22 protein-coding genes are annotated in these 19,271 nt (G+C 63.7%); 14 read left to right on the plus strand and 8 right to left on the minus strand.

The genetic code is table 11. From position 1 onward, the window contains the following. Positions 1-6: 6 nt before the first annotated feature. Positions 7-759 carry a 2Fe-2S iron-sulfur cluster-binding protein gene (locus P0D71_RS28175; protein ID WP_408483153.1) on the minus strand — a complete coding sequence of 251 codons (753 nt, stop codon included), beginning with the start codon at positions 757-759 and terminating at the stop codon, positions 7-9. Positions 760-966: 207 nt separating this feature from the next. Between P0D71_RS28175 and P0D71_RS28180 the strand changes: the two genes are divergently transcribed. The 3 genes from P0D71_RS28180 to P0D71_RS28190 all read left to right on the plus strand — a co-directional run bounded on the left by P0D71_RS28180 (position 967) and on the right by P0D71_RS28190 (position 4,222). Further along, the gene (locus P0D71_RS28180) at positions 967-3,024 is read left to right on the plus strand and encodes a D-(-)-3-hydroxybutyrate oligomer hydrolase (protein WP_408483168.1); all 2,058 of its coding nucleotides are present in this window, start codon (positions 967-969) and stop codon (positions 3,022-3,024) included. A 142-nt stretch (positions 3,025-3,166) separates the two neighbouring features. Then, on the plus strand, positions 3,167-3,385 hold the full coding sequence (locus P0D71_RS28185; RefSeq protein WP_408299612.1) for a hypothetical protein: 219 nt from the start codon (positions 3,167-3,169) through the stop codon (positions 3,383-3,385). Positions 3,386-3,409: 24 nt separating this feature from the next. Then, complete coding sequence (locus P0D71_RS28190; protein ID WP_408483154.1) at positions 3,410-4,222, plus strand: exodeoxyribonuclease III; 813 nt, start codon at positions 3,410-3,412, stop codon at positions 4,220-4,222. 55 nt (positions 4,223-4,277) lie between these two features. Here P0D71_RS28190 and P0D71_RS28195 read toward each other — a convergent pair whose 3' ends face one another. The 4 genes from P0D71_RS28195 to motA form a co-directional block, all read right to left on the minus strand. Then, on the minus strand, positions 4,278-4,565 hold the full coding sequence (locus P0D71_RS28195) for a CsbD family protein (protein WP_408483155.1): 288 nt from the start codon (positions 4,563-4,565) through the stop codon (positions 4,278-4,280). Between the two features lie 165 nt (positions 4,566-4,730). After that, complete coding sequence (locus P0D71_RS28200) at positions 4,731-5,414, minus strand: Pr6Pr family membrane protein (protein ID WP_408483156.1); 684 nt, start codon at positions 5,412-5,414, stop codon at positions 4,731-4,733. 90 nt (positions 5,415-5,504) lie between these two features. Beyond that, positions 5,505-6,500: a flagellar motor protein MotB gene (gene motB / locus P0D71_RS28205; RefSeq protein WP_408483169.1), complete on the minus strand. Its 996-nt coding sequence runs from the start codon at positions 6,498-6,500 to the stop codon at positions 5,505-5,507. A gap of 14 nt (positions 6,501-6,514) precedes the next feature. Beyond that, positions 6,515-7,384, minus strand: coding sequence for a flagellar motor stator protein MotA (gene motA, locus P0D71_RS28210; protein WP_091802866.1), 870 nt, complete (start codon positions 7,382-7,384; stop codon positions 6,515-6,517). Between the two features lie 422 nt (positions 7,385-7,806). Here motA and P0D71_RS28215 point away from each other — a divergent pair, with 422 nt between their 5' ends. Both P0D71_RS28215 and P0D71_RS28220 read left to right on the plus strand, forming a co-directional pair. Next, positions 7,807-8,820 carry a hypothetical protein gene (locus P0D71_RS28215; protein ID WP_091802863.1) on the plus strand — a complete coding sequence of 338 codons (1,014 nt, stop codon included), beginning with the start codon at positions 7,807-7,809 and terminating at the stop codon, positions 8,818-8,820. Between the two features lie 98 nt (positions 8,821-8,918). Beyond that, on the plus strand, positions 8,919-10,331 hold the full coding sequence (locus tag P0D71_RS28220; protein ID WP_408347991.1) for a DUF2252 domain-containing protein: 1,413 nt from the start codon (positions 8,919-8,921) through the stop codon (positions 10,329-10,331). Positions 10,332-10,416: 85 nt separating this feature from the next. On the opposite strand, the gene P0D71_RS28225 is transcribed toward P0D71_RS28220, so the two are convergent. Both P0D71_RS28225 and P0D71_RS28230 read right to left on the minus strand, forming a co-directional pair. Further along, complete coding sequence (locus P0D71_RS28225) at positions 10,417-11,274, minus strand: polysaccharide deacetylase family protein (RefSeq protein ID WP_408182275.1); 858 nt, start codon at positions 11,272-11,274, stop codon at positions 10,417-10,419. A gap of 42 nt (positions 11,275-11,316) precedes the next feature. Further along, positions 11,317-11,706: a hypothetical protein gene (locus P0D71_RS28230; RefSeq protein WP_408182272.1), complete on the minus strand. Its 390-nt coding sequence runs from the start codon at positions 11,704-11,706 to the stop codon at positions 11,317-11,319. Between P0D71_RS28230 and P0D71_RS28235 the strand changes: the two genes are divergently transcribed. The 7 genes from P0D71_RS28235 to P0D71_RS28265 all read left to right on the plus strand — a co-directional run bounded on the left by P0D71_RS28235 (position 11,687) and on the right by P0D71_RS28265 (position 17,107). Next, positions 11,687-12,451, plus strand: coding sequence for an SDR family oxidoreductase (locus P0D71_RS28235; protein WP_408483157.1), 765 nt, complete (start codon positions 11,687-11,689; stop codon positions 12,449-12,451). The two genes, P0D71_RS28230 and P0D71_RS28235, sit on opposite strands and share 20 nt — an antisense overlap. A gap of 78 nt (positions 12,452-12,529) precedes the next feature. After that, positions 12,530-12,754 carry an oxidoreductase-like domain-containing protein gene (locus P0D71_RS28240; RefSeq protein WP_091802851.1) on the plus strand — a complete coding sequence of 75 codons (225 nt, stop codon included), beginning with the start codon at positions 12,530-12,532 and terminating at the stop codon, positions 12,752-12,754. 50 nt (positions 12,755-12,804) lie between these two features. Next, a complete protein-coding gene (locus tag P0D71_RS28245; protein WP_091802846.1) occupies positions 12,805-13,674 on the plus strand; it encodes an NAD-dependent protein deacetylase in 870 nt (289 codons plus the stop codon). A gap of 42 nt (positions 13,675-13,716) precedes the next feature. Further along, positions 13,717-14,322 (plus strand): pyridoxamine 5'-phosphate oxidase family protein, encoded by a 606-nt coding sequence (locus P0D71_RS28250; protein WP_408483158.1) that lies wholly within the window; start codon positions 13,717-13,719, stop codon positions 14,320-14,322. Positions 14,323-14,336: 14 nt separating this feature from the next. Continuing rightward, the gene (locus tag P0D71_RS28255; RefSeq protein WP_408483159.1) at positions 14,337-14,969 is read left to right on the plus strand and encodes a DUF938 domain-containing protein; all 633 of its coding nucleotides are present in this window, start codon (positions 14,337-14,339) and stop codon (positions 14,967-14,969) included. A 145-nt stretch (positions 14,970-15,114) separates the two neighbouring features. After that, positions 15,115-16,524, plus strand: a complete 1,410-nt coding sequence (gnd, locus tag P0D71_RS28260) for an NADP-dependent phosphogluconate dehydrogenase (RefSeq protein WP_091802836.1) — start codon at positions 15,115-15,117, stop codon at positions 16,522-16,524. Positions 16,525-16,789: 265 nt separating this feature from the next. Next, positions 16,790-17,107: a DUF4148 domain-containing protein gene (locus tag P0D71_RS28265; protein WP_091802832.1), complete on the plus strand. Its 318-nt coding sequence runs from the start codon at positions 16,790-16,792 to the stop codon at positions 17,105-17,107. 215 nt (positions 17,108-17,322) lie between these two features. Here P0D71_RS28265 and P0D71_RS28270 read toward each other — a convergent pair whose 3' ends face one another. Further along, positions 17,323-17,643, minus strand: a complete 321-nt coding sequence (locus P0D71_RS28270; protein WP_011491138.1) for a hypothetical protein — start codon at positions 17,641-17,643, stop codon at positions 17,323-17,325. A gap of 246 nt (positions 17,644-17,889) precedes the next feature. On the opposite strand from P0D71_RS28270, the gene P0D71_RS28275 reads away from it, so the two are divergent. Together P0D71_RS28275 and P0D71_RS28280 are read left to right on the plus strand one after the other, a co-directional pair. Continuing rightward, positions 17,890-18,201: a cupin domain-containing protein gene (locus P0D71_RS28275; RefSeq protein WP_408348011.1), complete on the plus strand. Its 312-nt coding sequence runs from the start codon at positions 17,890-17,892 to the stop codon at positions 18,199-18,201. A 174-nt stretch (positions 18,202-18,375) separates the two neighbouring features. Further along, on the plus strand, positions 18,376-19,146 hold the full coding sequence (locus P0D71_RS28280) for a peptidoglycan DD-metalloendopeptidase family protein (RefSeq protein WP_408483160.1): 771 nt from the start codon (positions 18,376-18,378) through the stop codon (positions 19,144-19,146). Positions 19,147-19,271 lie beyond the last annotated feature (125 nt).

Raw genomic sequence — 19,271 nt, forward strand, 5'->3', positions numbered from 1 at the left:
CGCTCCTCAGGCGTTGCGGCTGTTGCCGCTGCCCATCGTGTCGGTGCCCGCAGCATTGCTGTTCTGACCGCCGCCTTCATGCACCGCGCGCACGGCGGCCACGATGTTCGCGTACGCGCCGCAGCGGCAAATATTGCCGCTCATGCGTTCGCGGATTTCATCATCGGAGAGTTGTGCGGGACGGCTGCGGACATCGGCCGTGACGGTGCTCGCCGTGCCGGCACGAAATTCATTCAGCAGGGCGGTCGCGGAGCACAACTGCCCGGGCGTACAGTAACCGCACTGAAAGGCGTCGTGTTCGATGAACGCGCGCTGCATCGGACTCAATGCGCCATTGCTGGCGAGCCCTTCGACCGTGGTGAGGGTCTCGCCCTCGTGCATCACGGCAAGCGTCAAACAGGCGTTGATGCGGCGGCCATCGGCAAGCACCGTGCAGGCGCCGCATTGTCCTCGATCGCAGCCTTTCTTCGTGCCCATCAGGCCCGCGTATTCGCGCAGTGCATCGAGCAGGGTCACGCGCGGCTCGAGTTGCAGCGTGTACGGGCGGCCGTTCACGGTCAACGTGACCGGGCGCGGCGGTACGGCTTGACGAGCCTGGACCGGCGGTGCGGCAGGGGTTTGGGTTTGCGCGCGCAGATGCGGCGCCGCGCCGATCGTGGCGGCAGCGGCGGCCGATTGAAGGAAGCGGCGGCGTGAAGGTTGGGGTGGGGTGGCGGCTGACTCGTCACTCGGATCCTGACATTCGTTATGCGTGGACATGACGTTCTGTTGACTCCGTTGAAAGGTCGATGCAGGCTAGCGATGCGTCGGTATCCGAAGCGTCGCGATCCATTGGACATCACGCAGCAATTTCGGTGCCGTTGCATACACAACGGTATTAGCAAATATCGGAGACAGCCAATGACAGTAATGCCCCGATTCAAGCCCGCGTCGAGACCCGTGCCGCTGGTACGAACCCTGGCCGCCATGGTGGCCGTGACGGTCGTGTTGAGCGCATGCCACGGCAGCGATGAAGTCAATTCGCCGCCGCCAACGAACACGCTGCCGAGCTTTATCGCCAGTGCCTCGGTAAGAACCCAGTCCTACGACGGCAATACCGACGACCTGCTCACCGCGGGTCTCGGCAAGACCGGCCTCGCTTCGGCCACGGCGCCAGCCATTGCCAACGCTGCGCAACCGACTGCCGCCGAACTGCGGCGCCTCGCTATCTGGGCGAACTATCGCGCGCTCGTGGACATGACCGCGAACGGGGGCTATGGACGTTTCTGGGGACCCAATGTCGACCTGAACGGCAACGACACGCTCGGCGAGGGCAAGATCGCCGGCAAGGAATATCTCGCCTTCGCCGACGACGGCAGCGGCACGCAGAACGTCACCATGCTGGTGCAGATTCCGGCGAGCTTCAATCCGGATCAGCCGTGCATTGTCACGGCTACGTCATCCGGTTCGCGCGGCGTGTACGGCGCGATTTCGGCGGCCGGCGAGTGGGGTCTCAAGCGCGGTTGCGCGGTGGCCTACAACGATAAAGGCAGCGGCAACGGCGCGCATGAGCTGTCTTCCAATCGGGTTACGCTGATCGACGGCACGTTGCAGGATGCCACTGCGGCGGGCAAGAACAGTTTCTTCACGGCCAACCTCGGCAATACCGATCTCGCGACTTACAACAACCAGTTCCCGAATCGCTACGCATTCAAGCACGCGCACTCGCAGCAGAATCCGGAGAAGGACTGGGGCAAGAATACCTTGCAGGCGATCCAGTTCGCGTATTGGGCGCTCAACGACTCGTATGGCACGCTCAACGGAGCGACCCGCAACGTGCGCTACGAGAACGGCAGCATCACGACCATCGCGGCTTCGGTGAGCAACGGCGGCGGCGCGTCGCTCGCGGCGGCGGAACAGGACACGTCCGGCTGGATCACCGCGGTGGTCGTGGGCGAGCCGCAGATCAATTTGCGGCTGCCCGCGCAGGTTTCGGTGGCGCAGGGCGGCGTGCCGGTCGGCGCATTCGGCAAGCCGCTCGCCGACTACATGACGCTCGCCAATATGCTGCAACCGTGCGCGGCACTCGCGCCCGCCGCGGCCGGCGCGCCATATCTGACGGCGTTGCCGCTCGCCACCACCACGTCGATTCGCACCGCGCGATGCACGTCGCTGGCGAGCGCGGGTGTGATCGCGGGCACGAACACGACGACCCAGGCGATCAACGCGCTCGCGCTTCTGCATCAAAACGGCTATCAGACCGACTCCGACGTGCTGCAAGCGCCGATGTGGGACTCGCAGGCGGTGCCGGCCGTTGCCGTGACCTATGCGGATGCGTACGCGAAAGCGAGCGTGACCGCCAACCTCTGCGCGTTCAGCTTCGGCACGACGAGCGCGGCGGGAGCGGCTGGCGTGACGCCGGCGGTGTCGCCGATGCTCACGGTGTTCGGCAATGGCAACGGCGTGCCTCCGACCAACGGCATCAACCTCGTCTTCAACCCGGGCGCAGGCGCGGCGGACCATCGGCTGGCGAGCGCCGACGGCAGCTTTGCGGGGGCCTCCTGTCTGCGCACGCTGTGGACCAACGGCACGCTCACCGGCAGCGTCGAAGCCATTCGTGTGAATGCGAACCTGCATGGCAAGCCCGCCATCATCGTGCAGGGTCGCGCGGATGCCCTGGTGCCGATCAACCACGCGTCGCGGCCGTATCTCGGCTTGAACCAGCTGAGCGAAGGCGGCGCGAGCAAGCTATCGTTCTATGAAGTGACGAACGCCCAGCATTTCGATGCGTTCCTCGGCGTGGCGGGCTTCGATTCACGCTTCGTGCCGCTGCATTACTACAACATTCAGGCGCTCAATCTGATGTGGAGCCATCTGAAAAACGGCACGCCATTGCCGCCGTCCCAGGTGATTCACACCATACCGCGTGGCGGCTCGCCGGGCGCCGCGCCGCAACTGACCACGGCCAATCTGCCGGCGATCGCGGCGAGCCCCGGCGTCAACGCGATTACGGTGAGCAATGGCTCGGTGAACGTGCCGAACTGAATCGCGCATAGCTGAATGCACCGGCTCGCGGCGGCCGTCACGCGCGCGAGCCGGCCTGCGCGAATCGCTGCTCGCGAGCAAGCCCGCCCGGGTATAAGCGATGCTATGGCAGGTGAAGTGAAGCGTGTTCAAAGGAGAACGAATGCAGTTCGACTACAGGCATTTCCATATCGATTGCCGCGCCCGCCACGCGGAAGACGGCCTCTACCACGCGAGAGCGAAGATCACTCACGTGCCGCAGAAAAACGAACACGTCCGGTCGCACGATTCCGGCGACATCGACGCCTTTTCCAGTGAAGCCGACGCCATTTCATGCGCGAAGTCCTACGCAATGGAATGGTGCGACGCGGCGGCGCAATAACGCGCATTGCAGGGAGGACACGTCGTGGCCAGGCTTCGAATCGCGACCTTCAACATCAACGGAATCCGCTCGCGCCTGCCGGCGCTGTTGCAATGGCTCGAACGCGAGACGCCCGACATTGTCTGCCTGCAGGAACTCAAGGCGGTGGACAGCGCGTTTCCCGCCGAGCAGCTGCGCGACGCGGGCTATGGGGCGATCTGGCAAGGGCAGAGCGCATGGAACGGCGTGGCGATCCTGTCAAAAGGCGCGGCGCCGCTGGAGAGCCGCCGCGGCCTGCCGGGTTTCGAGGCGGACACCCATAGCAGGTATCTCGAAGCCGCGGTTGGCGGCGTGCTGGTGGGGTGCCTCTATCTGCCCAACGGCAATCCCCAGCCCGGCCCCAAATTCGACTACAAGCTGGCGTGGTTCGATCAGCTGATCAAGCACGCGGCGAACCTTTACAAGAGCGGTCATCCAGTGGTGCTGGCGGGCGACTTCAACGTGGTTCCGACCGACGAAGACATTTACAACCCGCGCTCCTGGCTGAAAGACGCGCTGCTGCAACCCGAGAGCCGCGAGCGTTATCAGCGATTGCTCGCGCAAGGCTGGACCGACGCATTGCGAACGCATTTCGGCGAAGAACGGGTCTATACCTTCTGGGACTATTTTCGCCGCCACTGGGACACCAACTCCGGATTGCGCATCGACCATCTGCTGCTGAGCGCCGACCTCGCGCCGCGCTTGCGCGATGCGGGTGTCGATCGGTGGGTGCGTGGCGAGCCGCACGCGAGCGATCACGCGCCCGCGTGGGTCGAACTTGATATGGGTGCGGGACGCCGCAAGAAAAGCAGCGCATAAAGCGAAACGGGCGATCGCCAGAAGCCGATCGCCCGGTGATCAAACGCGTCGACAATCAACGGCGATAGTCGCGCTCAGCGGCGCCGTGCGCCCACAGCGCGCCCGCCACGAAACCGGCGAGAGCCACCACCGCGATCGCCGTGAACGGACTTTCCGCCGTCGTTTCACGCACTAGGCTCGTGGTGCTCGCGCACAGTTGCTGGGCCTTGCCGCTCAGTTCTTTGGCCTTGCCGGCCAGTTGGGTACCGGTATCGCCCAGCACATCGCCGGCCACGCCCTGAACCTTTCCCGCGACTTCCTTGACTGCGCCTTCCACTTTGTTCGCTGCCGAATTGGTGTCCATACGTTTTTGCTCCCATTGTCATATTTACGTGCGAGCCATTGCGAATCGCAACACCCGCACACCAAGGATCCGCGCACGCCGCCCTGAAAGGCGCGGCTTACGTCCACCAGACAGGGCGCAAGAAGCGCGCCCGGGAAAAAGCAGAATTGACGAAGCGGGAACGTATCAGCGCCGCCGTCTGGAATTGATGCCCACGAAGACGGCCATCAGCATCAGAAAGCCGCCGAACAGCAGCGCCGAATTCACCACGACGTGCCGGATTCCGAGCCGCTCGACATTGATGAACGGATAGGGATAGAAATCCGACAGGCTCCCACGCCAGAAGGTGACGCCGAGATAGGCCAGCGGATACACCAGCCACAATAGACAATGCCGCAGCCTCAAATGAAAGCGCGGTACGAACAGCACCCAGTAAAGCGCGGCCAGCATGGGCAAGACGCTGTGAAGCGATTCGTTGAGCAGCAGCCGGAATGCCGTGGGCGTCCAGTAACCTCGCAACGGCAGGTTGTACGCGATGCCGACAAACACCATGTACACCACCACCGCGGTGACGACGGTAGGTTGCCGGAAAAACCGCGCGGGCGCCGATCTGTGCCCGCGTAACGCCACGCAGGTAAAACAGATCGCGCAGGCGAGCGCCGTCAGATTGGTGAGGTAACTGCTCATGCGGGAGATGCCGTCGAGCACGGTCAACCCGCGCGCGAGCGTGCGGTCGATCGTGACGTCGGCTTGCGCGACGATCGAGATCCACGCAATGACGGCGATGATCGCCGCCAGCGTCACCGACGAAACACTTGGCGTATGCAGCGGAAGCTCGGGCTCCCGGTGCTCGGAAGGGGCAGGGCGCATGCGTTCGATTTTATACACACTGCATTGGCTTTGCAGTGTGCGTGACCGAGCGCACGCGCTGGATCGATCAAGCGCGAGGCAGAAGAAATACTATGGCGTGCTATGCGAACCGGTCACAGGCTTCAAGCGTTCCACTACTGCGGGAATGGCTGAACTCGCCGGAACGGCTTCGTCGATGGTAGTGCGCCCGCCATCGTGGAAAAATGCCAGCTCGGCGGCCTTGTTCAGGACCAGGATGCTGATGCGCCGGTTGGTCGGCTCATCGGCGACATTGCTGTTCAGCGGCAAGACGTCCGCCAGTCCGCGCACCTGCAGCAGCTTTTCGCCATGCATGCCACCGGCAACGAGCGAGCGGCGCGCGGCGTTGGCGCGTTCAGACGACAGTTCCCAGTTCGAGTAGCCCTCCGGTCCCGCGGTGTAGGGCACCGCATCCGTATGGCCGGCGATCGAAATGCGGTTGTCGACGTCGTTGAGCGCGGCGCCGATCTGCGTGAGGATCGTTACCGCATAAGGTTGCAGCTTCGAGCTGCCGGAAGGAAACATGGGGCGGTTCTGCGAATCGACGATCTCGATACGCAGCCCTTCATTCGTGATCGAGATGCGGATCTGATCCTTGAACGCCTTCAACGCGGGGCTCTGTTCGATCAGCGTGGTGAGCTTCGCCTTCAGTTGTTCGAGGCGCGCCGCGTCGGATGGCGCCACGGTCGGCGCGACGGTCGCGGACGGTGCGGGTTGGGTCTCGGTCTGGCTCTTCCTGCCGTCGCCGGGCCGCGTATCGGAGATGTCGCGGCCGCCGCCCTGCACCACGCTCGGACGCGCCGCAGCCGTGCCTTCGTTGCCGCCGAGCAGGCTCGACAGCGGTGTGTTGAAATAATCCTCGATACCCTGCTTGTCGTACTTCGACGTGGAGCCGAGCAGCCACATCAGCAGGAAGAACGCCATCATTGCGGTGACGAAATCGGCGTACGCGATTTTCCATGCGCCACCGTGATGGCCGCCATGATCTTCGCCTCTTCTCGAGCGGCGCACGATCACCGGCGCCGGCGCCTGCTCCTCCCGTGACGCCCGCGATTTTCTTTCGCTCATCATGCCGCTCCGCGTCAGGCCGACTTCGGCATCTTGGTGGCGCGCACGGCGTCGTCGAGTTCCTGGAAGCTCGGGCGGTCCGCGGTGAACAGCACCTTGCGGCCGAATTCGACGGCGATCGGCGGCGCGTAGCCGGACAGCGATGCGAGCAGCACGGCTTTCACGCACTGATACGGCTTGGCTTCAGCGCGGCCTTTGGCGTTGAGCAGATCGGCCAGCGGGCCGATAAAGCCATACGCGAGCAGGATGCCGAGGAACGTGCCGACCAGCGCGCCTGCAATCATTTCGCCGAGCACGGCGGGCGGCGCGCCAACCGAGCCCATGGTGTGAACCACGCCCATGACCGCGGCGACGATACCGAAGGCGGGCAGGCCGTCCGCCATTTTCTGAATGGCGTTGGCCGCGACGGTCGATTCCGCGTGATGCGTGGCCAGTTCCTCGTCCATCAGATCCTGCACTTCGAGCACGTTCACATTGCCGCCGGACATCATGCGCAGATAGTCGACGATGAAGTCGAGCAGATGATGGTCCTCCAGCACATGCGGATACTTCTGGAAAAGCACGCTTTCTTCGGGTGCGCCCACGTCGACTTCGAGCGACATCATGCCTTCCTTGCGCGCCTTCTGGAGCAACTCGTAAAGCAACGCGATCAGCTCGAGATATTTCTCCTTGGTGTAGCCACCGCTTTTAAAGCATGACGGAATCGCCTTGAGGGTTTTCTTCAGTGTGGAAGTCGGATTGCTCACGACAAACGCGCCGATTGCCGCGCCGAAGATGCACAGTAGTTCGAATGGTTGTATCAGCGCCGGCAGATGGCCGCCCACGCCGATAAAACTGCCAATCACCGAACCGATCACTAAAACCCAGCCGATTGCAACAAACATACTTTCTCCGATTATCTTGCGCTGCCCCGCGTTCGATTAGAAAAGCCCTTATTTCAAAGGCTTTTCTCGCGCGTCACAAATCTTCCGTATGTACCGGTAAACGGCTGAATCCGGTGATGCTGAAGTGCTGAGCCGCTTAAAATGCGAAATAAATTCACCAATCGGTTAGTTCTTGATATAGGTCGGTAAATCTGTCCGCATTTTGCGATTTTCGGATTGCAATTCGTGTTTTTCCGGGTCCGGCCACATACCGAGTCAAGATGCCGCTGATGCCCACTGATAGGTAACTTTTTACCGATCGCTCTGGTAGCATGACGATCGATTTGTCCCGACGGCCGTTAAGGCGGCGCCCTGTCGCGTCACGGTTCCGTCCGCTACTGACACCGGCAGTACCAATGACTCAACCGGGAAGGGGATGCCGCATGCGAAAACCAGAATCTACTGTTCAAAGTCGACTGATTCCCAAGGCGGCGGCCTGTATCACAGGCGTGAGCCTGCTATTCATCTCTACCCTCGGTCATGCCCAGGAGTTTTCGCTGTTCGGTGGCGGCTCGCGTGCGGGCAGCACGAACACCTATACATGGGCTTTCAATTATCAGGAAGGTCTGGGTCAATACTTCGCCGGCAGTTTCACGTGGCTTAACGAAGGGCATATTCCGAACCACCATCGCGACGGTCAGATGATCCAGTTGTGGGGGCGTATTCCCGTGGGCAACCCGCAATTCGTTCTGCAAGCGGGCGTCGGCCCGTACCGCTACTTCGATACGACCACCGCCGCGGAAGGCGGCAGTTATTCCGACACTCACGGCTGGGGCGTGGTGTACAGCGTGCGCGCCGCATACTACGCGTCGAGCCGGTGGATCACGCAGCTCCAGTTGAATCGCGTGCACGTTCAGCGTGGGCCGGATGCGACCAGCGTGATGTTCGGTGTCGGCTATCAGCTCGACGCCCCGGACTCGCCCGGTCCGCGCGACTGGGCGAGCGGCAGCACGCACAAAGTCACCAATAACGAAGTGGCGGTGTATCTCGGCAAAACCATCGTCAATTCAACCAGTTCGCCGAGCGCGTTCGGCGGCGCAATCGAGTACCGGCGCGGCCTCGCGAAGTATCTCGACGTCACGATCGGTTATCTCCACGAAGGCAGCAGCAAGGTGGCGCGCCGCGACGGTTTCACCAGCCAGTTATGGGCCACCCGCGCGTTTCTCAACGACAAGGTTGCGCTCGCGCTCGGCCTCGGCGCCTACTACGCGATTAACGAGAACGAAAACAGCGCGTCGCCTGGGCCGGGCGCGGGCAAGTTCTCCGGTCTCGTCACGATTGCGGGCTCGTATCGTCTAAGCGACCATTGGGACGCGCGGCTCGAATGGAACCGCGTCGTGACCCGCTATGATCGCGATTCGGATGTGATTTTCGGCGGGCTGGGCTATCGTTGGTGAATTGGGTGAAGGCCCACGCGCCAGGCGTCAAGTGTTGTCATGCAAGCAGAAGCAGTCTCTCGAACCGCAAGTCAAGACTCGGAAAAACGGAGAACAGCATGAAAGCCAGCACCATCGCCGAGCGGGAGGCCCGGGGCCGCGCCGCCCGTGAGCACTCGAAACGTTCAAGCCATAAAGCGGTAGGCGAACTGCATCGCAATCCGATCGAGTTGCTCAAGCAAAGCAGCGAGGGCAGGGTGCACAACCTCGTGCCGCTGCGCTACGGGCGCATGGCCGCCTCGCCTTTCGCGTTTTTTCGCGGCACCGCGATCCTGCAGGCGCACGATCTCAGCAAAGTGAGCGACACGGGCCTGACCATGCCGATCTGCGGCGACGGGCATCTGATGAATTTCGGCGGTTTCGCCACGCCCGAGCGGCAACTCATCTTCGATCTGAACGACTTCGACGAGGTGTCGGTCGGACCATTCGAGTGGGACCTGAAACGACTGACCGCGAGCCTCGTGGTCGCCGCTCGTCATATGCGTCTGAGCCGGGGCACGGCGGAAAGTCTGGTGATGACGGCGGTCACCGAATATCGTGACCGCATGGCACATTATGCGCAATGCGGCGCGCTCGAACTCTGGTACGACCGCATCAGCTTCGAGTTGATGGCGGAAACCGCCTTGACGCCTGAACGCCGCCGCACCGTGCGGCGCGGCATGGAAAAGGCCGCGAGCCGGACGCACGAAAATCTGCTCGAGAAAATGGCGGAGCACGACGGCGATCACTGGACCATTCGCGACGCGCCACCGGCTCTGTTCCACGTGCTCGGCGCCAACACCCTGTTCACGCCGGAAGAGACCGAAGCATTCAGAAGCGGGAACTGGCGCAAGATGGTCGAACGCATGTGGGGCGAATACGAGAAAACGCTGTCGCACGACCGGCGCGAACTGCTGGGCCATTTCACCATGCAGGACCTCGTGTTCAAAGTGGTCGGCGTCGGCAGCGTCGGCACGCGCTGCATGGTGATGCTGCTGGTCGATCACATGGGCAAGCCGCTGTTCCTGCAAATCAAGGAGGCGCGACCCTCGGTCATCGCGCAGTTCTACAAGTCGCCGGCCATCAAGCACGAGGGCGAACGCGTCGTGCGGGGGCAACGCATGCTGCAGGCCGCTAGCGATATCTTTCTCGGCTGGGCGACGGGACCGCTGGGGCGGCATTTCTACTTTCGTCAGTTGCGCGACATGAAGCTGTCGGCAAACATCGAGTTGTTCGACTCCGACCTGCTGGATGGTTATGCGCGCTTATGCGGCTGGATCATGGCGCGGGCGCATGCCAAGGCGAGCGGGCAGGCAATCGAAGTGAGCGCGTATATCGGCCGCGGCGATCAGTTCGCGGAAGCGCTCACCGGCTACGCGATGGCCTACGCGGACCAGGTGGAACGCGATTACGACGTGTTCCTGAAGGCATGCCGCGGCGGCGAGCTGGAAGCGCGCACGGACGAGGATATGGCGGCGGATTTCCGCGTATAGCGGATGCATTCGCGATCGCGCGGCTCGCCGGGCTAGGTGGCGGGCGGGCCGCGCAACGCCTCGCGCAACGTCACGAAACGCAGACTCAGCCGTCGGCGCGCGCCTCGCGCAATGTCACGAAACGCAGCTGTCGCTGCCGCGCTGCGCCGATCACACTCGGCAACACCGCGACGATCAATGGCGTGCCGTCGGCGGTGAGGGCTGCGTTGCCATCGTGCAGCAAGAGAATGTCCCGCGGCGCGAGACCGTCGAGCAGGCGCCGCGTGACCACGTGCGGATCGCGCTCGCGCGTGTCGTAGCCACGCCGCGTCCACGCCGCGAGGCGCAGGTCGAGCTTGCGCAAGACCGGTTCGAGAAAGATGTTGCGCAGGCCGGCCGGTGCGCGGAAAAACATCGGCCGCTCGCCGCTCAGTGTTTCGAGCGTGCGTTGTGCGGCATCGATCTCCCGCGTGAGCGCGCCCGGAAACGTCACGGAAAACGTGTGTACGTGAACCTGCGAGTGGTTTTCGAGCGCATGGCCGCGCGCGACGATCTCCCGCGTGAGCGCCGGGTAGCGCTGCGCCTCTGCGCCGATACAGAAGAAGGTGGCGCGCACGCCGAAGGCGTCGAGCAGATCGAGCACTTGCGGCGTGACGACCGGGTCCGGGCCGTCGTCGATGGTCAGCGCGATCGCGTCGGCGTTGCGCGGGGTAGCGGGCAGGCGCGTCCAGTTCGGGCCGAGCAGCGAGGTGCGCGGCAGCAGTCCGGCCACCGTGAAAATGGCGTGATTCACAAAGATCGCGGCGAGCCACCAGGGCCATGCCGCGGGCGCGAGCAGCCATCCGGCCAGCACGAAAACGTGCCATGCGGCGGTGGCCGTGAGCATCGCGGGATAACCGGTGCGCGGCCAGCGGCGCGGCGGCGTGCGGTGGGTGCCATGCGGCGGCGTGGAGAGTTCTTTCATCAAGCGTGCTTCCTGTCTTCCTTCCTTCGTCCTGCGAAGGCCTTACATCGCGCGCGTGACGCGCAACAGCAAACGATACCATTGATGCGCGCCGCGACGTGCCCGCCGACAGGAGCGGTAAAATGTGAAAGCACGCTGAAAGACGTTGTGCTTCGCGACAATCGGGTCCGCTGGGTGATGTAGCGGCACATCTGCTCTTTTACTGCGCGCATTGCGATGCGCCAGGCTCGCGGCGAACGATTTCCTTGAGGCGTGGTGGGTTTGACGAGCGCCTATCAACTGGCCGACGATGATGTGATCGTCGGCACCTCGCCGATGTCCGACGTACAGGGTTGCAGGTTCCGCAAGGATGACCCGCGGTTCATGAAGCTTGCAGCCAGTTTGCATGATCTGCACAACGAGGAGACGTGCCGTGACGGGAACGGGAATCAAGAAGGTCGCGCTGGTGACGGGCGCGGGCAGCGGAATCGGCCGCGCGTGTGCGCTCAAGATGCTGGAGCACGGCTATAGCGTCGTGCTGGCCGGCCGCCGGCAGGCGCCGCTCGACGCAATCGTGCAGGAAGCGCAGCAACTCGGCGGCGACGCGCTGGCCGTGGCGTGCGACGTCACGGATGCGGACAGCGTCGCTGCCTTGTTCGACACGATCCGCGAACGGCGCGGCCGGCTCGACGTGCTGTTCAACAACGCGGGCCGCAATGGTTCGCCCGTCGATATCGACGAACTCTCGATCGAAGAATGGCGCTCGGTAGTCGACACCAACCTCACCGGCGTGTTCCTGTGCACGCGCGCGGCCTTCGGTTTGATGAAAACGCAGAGCCCGCGCGGCGGCCGCATCATCAACAATGGCTCGATCTCGGCGCATGCGCCGCGGCCCAATAGCATTGCCTATACCGCGACCAAGCACGCGATCACCGGCCTCACGAAAGCCGTGTCGCTCGACGGCCGGAAATACGACATTGTCTGCGGGCAGATCGACATCGGCAATGCGGCGACCGAGATGGCCGAACGCATGGCGCGCGGCGTGCCGCAGGCCAACGGCGAGATCGCCGTCGAGCCGCTGATGGACGTTCAGCATGTGGCCGACGCCGTGCTGCACATGGCCGAACTGCCGCTCACGGCGAACGTGCAGTTCATGACCATCATGGCGAGCAAGATGCCGTTCGTCGGCCGGGGGTGATGGCCGGAGCGCGAGCAGCAAGCCGCGCCGGATCAACTTATACTGGGCGCTTTCCGCCTCGATGGAACCCGCTTCGCCGTGCCCCGAGCCACACCTGAGGACGACCCGCAACCGGTGCCGCCCGTGCCGCCCGATCTCGACGATTGTTGTCATAGCGGCTGCAATCCGTGTGTGTTCGATCGCTATGACGAAGCGCTCGAACGTTATCGAGCCGCGCTCGCCGAGTGGCAGGCGCGGCAGCAAGTGCGGCCAGCGCAGCACGTGACGGCGGCGCGGCGAAGCAAGCCGCGCACGCGCCGTTGAACGGCGCTCGAGGTTTCGCCTCGAGGCCGCAGTTCTCACCCAGCCCCGTCATGACCGACCTTCAGTCCGCGCCTCTCGAACCCCTGAATGAATCGCACACGCTGGACGACCTGCATCGCTTCGTGCAGCGTTATCCGCGGCTGTTCGTGCTGACCGGCGCGGGCATCAGCACCGACTCGGGCATTCCCGGCTACCGCGACGACAACGGCGAATGGAAACGCTCGCCGCCCATCACGCTGCAGGAGTTTCTCGGCACGCTGGCCATGCGCCAGCGCTACTGGGCGCGCAGCATGGTCGGCTGGCCGGTGGTCGCCCACGCCGAGCCCAACGCCGCGCATACCGCGCTCGCGCGGCTCGAAGCGGCCGGCCATGTGCCGACGCTGGTCACGCAGAACGTGGACGGCCTGCATCAGCGGGCGGGCAGCCGCGAGGTGATCGAACTGCATGGCGGTATCAACGGTGTGACGTGTCTGGACTGCGGCATGCAGCACTCGCGCGCGTCGATCCAGCAGACCCTCGAAGCGGACAATCCCGCGCTCCTGAACGTGACGGCCGAAACCGCCGCGGATGGCGACGCGCATCTCGAGTGGCACGACCTTGGCGGGTTCCGCATTCCGGCCTGCCCGAACTGCGGCGGCCTGCTGAAGCCCGCGGTGGTGTTCTTCGGCGAAAGCGTGCCGAAGGAGCGCGTGGAGGCGGCCTCGCATGCACTCGACGCGGCGGACGCCGTGCTCGTGGTCGGCTCGTCGCTGATGGTCTACTCCGGCTACCGCTTTTGCGTGTGGGCGCAAAAGCAGCGCAAGCCGGTGGTTGCGATCAACCTGGGCCGCACGCGCGCGGATCCTTTGCTGTCGCTGAAAATCGCGGCGCCGTGCGCCGAGACGCTGACCGCGCTGGCCGGCCGGCTGGCGCTGGATTGAACGGTCGGCCCGACAAGAGAACGCAACCCGAAAGGAAAACCCATGTTGACGACGATCGCACAGCTCGAAGCCCTCTACGGTCAGCCGCACGAGCGCGCGGTGCGTAAAGAGATTTCGTTTATCAACGAAGACTATCGCGCGTTCATCGAAGTCGCGCCGTTCGCCGTGCTCGCCACCGCCGGCCCTGAAGGCCTCGACTGTTCGCCGCGCGGGGACGCGCCGGGCTTTGTGCGTATCGTCGACGAACGCACGCTCGCGCTGCCGGATCGCATTGGCAACAATCGCCTCGACAGTCTGCGCAATATCATCGTTGAGCCGCGTCTGGCGCTGCTTTTCATCATTCCCGGCGTGGGCGAGAGCTTGCGCGTGAACGGGCGCGGCCGCATTACCGACGATCCGCAATGGCTGGACAGTTTCGCTGTCGAAGGTAAACTGCCGCGCACCGTGCTGCTGATCGACGTGGACAGCGTCTACTTTCATTGCTCGAAAGCGTTGGTGCGTTCGAAATTGTGGGATCCGGCGCATTACGTCGAGCGCTCGCGCCTGCCGAGCGCCGGCGAGATTCATCGGCGTATCAACGGTGCGCAGTTCGACGCGGCGACCTACGATCGCGAACTCGCCGAACGCGTGCGCACGGCCTTGTACTGAAACCAAAGCTGACCATGACAGACTCCCATCTGGCGTTGCGGCAACGTTCGCCATCCGCCGAACGCAACCGTGAACCGATTCTCGCCGTGCTGCGCGAAGCGCTGCCGGCCACCGGCCGCGTGCTCGAAATTGCGAGCGGCACGGGCCAGCACGCGATCTGCTTTGCGCGCGCCATGCCCGGGCTCGACTGGCAACCGAGCGATGCCGATGCCACAGCGCGCGAGTCGATCGCGGCGTGGATCGCGCACGAGGGGCTCGCGAACGTGCGCGCGCCGCTCGCGCTCGACGTGCATCAGCCGGATTGGGGCGTGGATACGCTCGACGCCGTGGTCTGCATCAACATGATTCACATCTCACCGTGGAGCGCGACGCAGGCGCTGTTCGCGGGGGCGAGCCGCCGTCTCGTGGAGGGCGGCGTGCTGTATCTCTACGGTCCTTACAAACGCGGCGGCGCGCATACTTCACCGAGCAACGAGGCGTTCGATCAGCAGTTGCGCGGCCGCGACCCGGCATGGGGCGTGCGCGACATGGAAGCCGTGGTGGCGTTGGGCGCTTCGGTCGGATTCGTGTGCGACGAGCCGGTCGCCATGCCGGCCAACAATTTCAGTCTGCTGTTGACGAAACGCGCGGGTGCGGCGCGGGTCTGACTAACGTTCGACGCAATGAATTGCGCCGCCCGCTGCCTGCCGGCGAGCGGCAAGCCGGCAATTCTTTTATTCTTTCACCCTCGACGCCCGCCGACGTTCCTTCCGGCGCGGCGTCACGACATTTTTTGGACTCTGGAGAATTCACATGGGCAAACAGGCAATCGGCGTGGTGGGGCTGGCGGTCATGGGCCGCAATCTGGCGCTCAACATCGAGAGCCGCGGCCACGCGGTGTCGGTGTACAACCGCAGCCGCGAAAAAACCGACGAACTCGTCGCCGAATATCCGGACAGGAAGCTGGTGCCGGCCTTCACGCTGGAAGAATTCGTGGAGTCGCTGGAAAAGCCGCGCCGCATTCTGCTGATGGTCAAGGCAGGCGAGGGCACCGACGCCACGATCAACCAGTTGAAACCGCTGCTCGACAAGGGCGACATTCTGATCGACGGCGGCAACACGCATTTCACCGACACGATCCGCCGCAATCAGGATCTCGCCAAGTCCGGCCTGCATTTCATCGGCACCGGCGTCTCGGGCGGTGAGGAAGGCGCATTGAAAGGCCCGTCGATCATGCCGGGCGGCCAGCGCGACGCCTATGACCTCGTGGCCCCGATCCTCACCGAAATCGCCGCCAAGGCGCCGGACGGCGAACCGTGTGTCGCCTATATGGGACCGGACGGCGCGGGCCACTTCGTGAAGATGGTGCACAACGGCATCGAATACGGCGACATGCAGCTGATCGCGGAAAGCTACGCGGTGCTCAAGCAGGTGGTCGGACTCTCGAACGAAGAGCTGGGCAAGGTCTACACCGAGTGGAACGAGGGCGAACTCGACAGCTATCTGATCGAAATCACCTCGAAGATTTTCAGTAAGAAAGACGAAGAAACCGGCAAGGATCTGGTCGACGTGATCCTGGATCGCGCCGCGCAGAAGGGCACAGGCAAGTGGACCAGCCAGAACGCGCTCGATCTCGGCGCGCCGCTGCCGCTGATTACGGAAGCCGTGTTCGCGCGCGTGCTGTCGTCGCTGAAGACGCAGCGCGTGGCCGCGAGCAAAGTGCTGGAGGGCCCGGCGGCCAAGCCGCTCGCCGCCGAGCGTCAGGCGTTCATCGAGTCGGTGCGCCGCGCGCTGTACTTCAGCAAGGTGATCTCGTACGCGCAAGGCTTCGCGCAACTGCGCGCCGCCTCGGAAGAGTACAAGTGGGATCTGGATTTCGGCACGATCGCGAAGATCTTCCGCGCCGGCTGTATCATCCGCGCCCGCTTCCTGCAAAAAATCACGGACGCTTATACGAAGGACAAAGCGATCGCTAACCTGCTGCTCGATCCGTATTTCCGCGACATCGCAAAGAACTACCAGTCGGCCTTGCGCGAGGTGGTGATCGCGGCGATCAACGCGGGCGTGCCGGTGCCGGCTTTCGCGTCGGCAATCGCGTATTTCGACGCGTATCGTTCGGAACGCCTGCCGGCGAACCTGGTGCAGGCACAGCGCGATTTCTTCGGCGCGCATACTTTCGAACGCACCGACAAGCCGGGCAGCTTCCACGCGAACTGGAGCTGAGCGTTTGAATGACGGCCCGGCGCGTCCTTGCATCAAGGCGTGCCGGGCTGCGCAGGCGCTTTAAATTCGAGACAGGAAATTGTTGCTGAAGGGCGGCGCAGAGGTAGGCTGGACGGGCGATGCGCCGCCTACTATTGCTATTTTTGAAATAGAGTTTCGTCGTTTTAGGGGTTTCCCCTAGGTGTCGACACTCCTAAACTTCTACTTAACCGCTGCGGGACACCAAGTCCCAGGCGCATTAAAACAAGTTCTGGAGGTTTACATCATGAAGTCCCTTATCTCTGCAGTCGTCGTTGCCGCCGCTCTGGTTGCTCCCGTTGCTTCGTTTGCTCAATCGAACCAGCCGGTGACGCGCGCTCAAGTCCGCGCTGAACTGGTTCAACTGGAAAAGGCCGGCTACAACCCGGTGGGCGATCATACCGACTACCCGTCTAACCTGCAGGCCGCTCAGGCTCGCGTCGATGCTCAAAACGGTACTGCCCAAGCCGTGAACAGCGGCTACGGCGCACCTATCGCCGGCAGTTCGCAAGCCGGCCGTCCGCTGAGCAGCAACGACCGTAACTCGGTCTACTTCGGCAACTAATTCGCGCCGAATGTGATGGAAAGGTCGCCTGGCTGACAGGCGACGCGCAAATGGAAGCGCCGTCCGGATTGCCGGGCGGCGTTTGTCGTTTACGGCACGGCTTGGGGGCGCACGCATCTGTGGAGGGCCGGGCGGTGAAAAAAAACGGCGGACCAGCGGCGCCCGCGAATGCGCGCCGGGGTCGTGGCACGGCGGGTGTGGGCGGGGAGTACGTCTTAATGCAGCGAGCGATGCCGGCGGCCTATTTCATCGAACAAGGCGCGGCTGGGTTCGAGGGCCAGCAGCCAGGATTCGTCGTAGCCGCTCAGATTGTCGAGCGCCTCGCGCAAACGCTCGATCGCCACAGCCGGAATCTCGACGCTCGCTTCCACGCCACTCGACAACCCGGCAACGCTGGCCAGTTGTACCAGCGCGTCGGCGGCTTCGGCCACGTCGGCGGCGAAAACCAGGTGCGTGTTCAAAAGCTCGACCAGACCCGGCGACGCCGCAATATCGTCGACGTTGAGTTGCACGGCCAGAAAAGTGGCTTTGTTCATCCTCAACTCCCTCGCAGATTTCAGACGTTAGCTTATGGCGTGCAGACAGCAAGACTGAGTATAGGCCAGGGCTCCAATGATTCAATGGTCACACGAATCGGCCGCACGGCCCGTTGGTGGCGAGCAGCCCGCCCGCCACACCTATAATGAGGCCTGCCGCCACGGGGCTCGCACCGGTCGGGCCAGGCCGCCGCGCCCGACGGGCCGCGACTGGCGGCGTTGTTTCTTCTCAACTGTCTGGTGACCATGAAGATCATTCGCAGCAAGGATTTCACCGCGACGCGCGCCTGGGGCGCGCTCGATATCGCCAACATGGGCGGCATTACGACGCGGCTGCATTGGACCGATCAACCCTATAAGTGGCATGTCAACGACGGCGAGGAAGTGTTCGCCGTGCTCGATGGCCGCGTCGAGATGCGCTATCGCGAGGGCGGAGTCGAAAAGTCGGCCGTTCTGGAAACGGGCGACGTGTTTTACGCCGCGGTGGGTACCGAACATGTGGCTCATCCGATCGGCGCGGCGCGCATTCTGGTGGTCGAGTCGGAGGGCAGCGTCTGAAGGTTGGCGCAAGGGCGGTGCCATACCGGCGCGGTGATCGTCGCGCGCGGCGGCATAATGGAGAGCCGCCGAGGCGCCGCGAGGGCGTGGGAGATCGCGCGCGACGCGCGGCACGGCAAATGCTTGGCCATCGATTGAATCCGATTGATTGAATAAAGAGTCGAGGAAAATCACATGACAAGACCATGGCAATTGACGGGGACCCGGTGGCTGACAGCCGCCGCGCTCGGCGTGATGTTCAGCGGCTGCACGACGATGCCGTGGGACAGCACGCCGTTTTACAGCAGCACGCCGTCCCGGCCGACCACGCTCAGCACGGTTCCTGTTCCCGCCGGTTTTTACCGGGTCAATCCGGGTGACACGATCGGCGCCATTGCGTCGGCTTACGGCCATAAACCTCAGGAAATCGCGGCGTGGAATGGCCTCGCGGCCAACGCCGCAGTCAATCCGGGGCAAGTGCTGCGGGTGTCGCCGCCAATGGCCTCGGGCAGTGTGGTGACGCCGCCAGTCGCTGTCGCGCCGAATGGTCCCGCTACGGCGCCCGGCGCGCCCACGGCGTCCGCCGGGCCACAGCAAGGCGTGTTGCAATGGCCGGTTCGCGGGCCGGTGCTGAAAGCGTTCGCGCCGGGCAAGTCGAACGGCATCGTGATCGGCGGACGGCCGGGCGATCCGGTCAAGGCGGCCGCCACCGGCCGCGTGGTCTACGCGGGCTCGGGTATCGAAGCGTACGGCCCGCTCATCATCATCAAACACGACGATTCGTTGATTACCGCCTACGGGCAGAACAGCACGCTGCTGGTCAAGGAAGGCGACGCGGTCGCGCAAGGGCAAACCATCGGCGAAGTCGGGGTGGACAGCCGCGGCGTCGCGTCGATCCAGTTCGAGGTCCGTCAGAACGGCCAGCCCGTCGATCCGCTTGCCTGGCTGCCGAAGCCGGGCGGATGAAGCTTCCTGTTTAGCGCGATTTCAGCGCAGCGTTAATTGAATATACTGTGTGGCTAAACTGCCTGCGGCGGGCTCGCCCGTCGGCAGCGACGCAGCGGTGTGGCGACCGGCCGTCGCAGGCAGTC

The sequence above is a fragment of the Paraburkholderia sp. RL17-383-BIF-A genome (assembly GCF_046028015.1).
Taxonomy (GTDB): Bacteria; Pseudomonadota; Gammaproteobacteria; order Burkholderiales; family Burkholderiaceae; genus Paraburkholderia.

Excerpts from the sequence above, each read along its gene's own strand:
- gnd (WP_091802836.1), top strand. The coding sequence starts at position 15,115 with ATGGGCAAACAGGCAATCGGCGTGGTGGGGCTGGCGGTCATGGGCCGC.
- P0D71_RS28265 (WP_091802832.1), top strand. The coding sequence starts at position 16,790 with ATGAAGTCCCTTATCTCTGCAGTCGTCGTTGCCGCCGCTCTGGTTGCT.
- P0D71_RS28175 (WP_408483153.1), bottom strand. The coding sequence starts at position 759 with ATGTCCACGCATAACGAATGTCAGGATCCGAGTGACGAGTCAGCCGCC.
- P0D71_RS28275 (WP_408348011.1), top strand. The coding sequence starts at position 17,890 with ATGAAGATCATTCGCAGCAAGGATTTCACCGCGACGCGCGCCTGGGGC.
- motA (WP_091802866.1), bottom strand. The coding sequence starts at position 7,384 with ATGTTTGTTGCAATCGGCTGGGTTTTAGTGATCGGTTCGGTGATTGGC.
- P0D71_RS28280 (WP_408483160.1), top strand. The coding sequence starts at position 18,376 with ATGACAAGACCATGGCAATTGACGGGGACCCGGTGGCTGACAGCCGCC.
- P0D71_RS28225 (WP_408182275.1), bottom strand. The coding sequence starts at position 11,274 with ATGAAAGAACTCTCCACGCCGCCGCATGGCACCCACCGCACGCCGCCG.
- P0D71_RS28195 (WP_408483155.1), bottom strand. The coding sequence starts at position 4,565 with ATGGACACCAATTCGGCAGCGAACAAAGTGGAAGGCGCAGTCAAGGAA.
- P0D71_RS28200 (WP_408483156.1), bottom strand. The coding sequence starts at position 5,414 with ATGCGCCCTGCCCCTTCCGAGCACCGGGAGCCCGAGCTTCCGCTGCAT.
- P0D71_RS28255 (WP_408483159.1), top strand. The coding sequence starts at position 14,337 with ATGACAGACTCCCATCTGGCGTTGCGGCAACGTTCGCCATCCGCCGAA.
- P0D71_RS28215 (WP_091802863.1), top strand. The coding sequence starts at position 7,807 with ATGCGAAAACCAGAATCTACTGTTCAAAGTCGACTGATTCCCAAGGCG.
- motB (WP_408483169.1), bottom strand. The coding sequence starts at position 6,500 with ATGAGCGAAAGAAAATCGCGGGCGTCACGGGAGGAGCAGGCGCCGGCG.
- P0D71_RS28180 (WP_408483168.1), top strand. The coding sequence starts at position 967 with ATGGTGGCCGTGACGGTCGTGTTGAGCGCATGCCACGGCAGCGATGAA.
- P0D71_RS28185 (WP_408299612.1), top strand. The coding sequence starts at position 3,167 with ATGCAGTTCGACTACAGGCATTTCCATATCGATTGCCGCGCCCGCCAC.
- P0D71_RS28270 (WP_011491138.1), bottom strand. The coding sequence starts at position 17,643 with ATGAACAAAGCCACTTTTCTGGCCGTGCAACTCAACGTCGACGATATT.
- P0D71_RS28245 (WP_091802846.1), top strand. The coding sequence starts at position 12,805 with ATGACCGACCTTCAGTCCGCGCCTCTCGAACCCCTGAATGAATCGCAC.
- P0D71_RS28220 (WP_408347991.1), top strand. The coding sequence starts at position 8,919 with ATGAAAGCCAGCACCATCGCCGAGCGGGAGGCCCGGGGCCGCGCCGCC.
- P0D71_RS28250 (WP_408483158.1), top strand. The coding sequence starts at position 13,717 with ATGTTGACGACGATCGCACAGCTCGAAGCCCTCTACGGTCAGCCGCAC.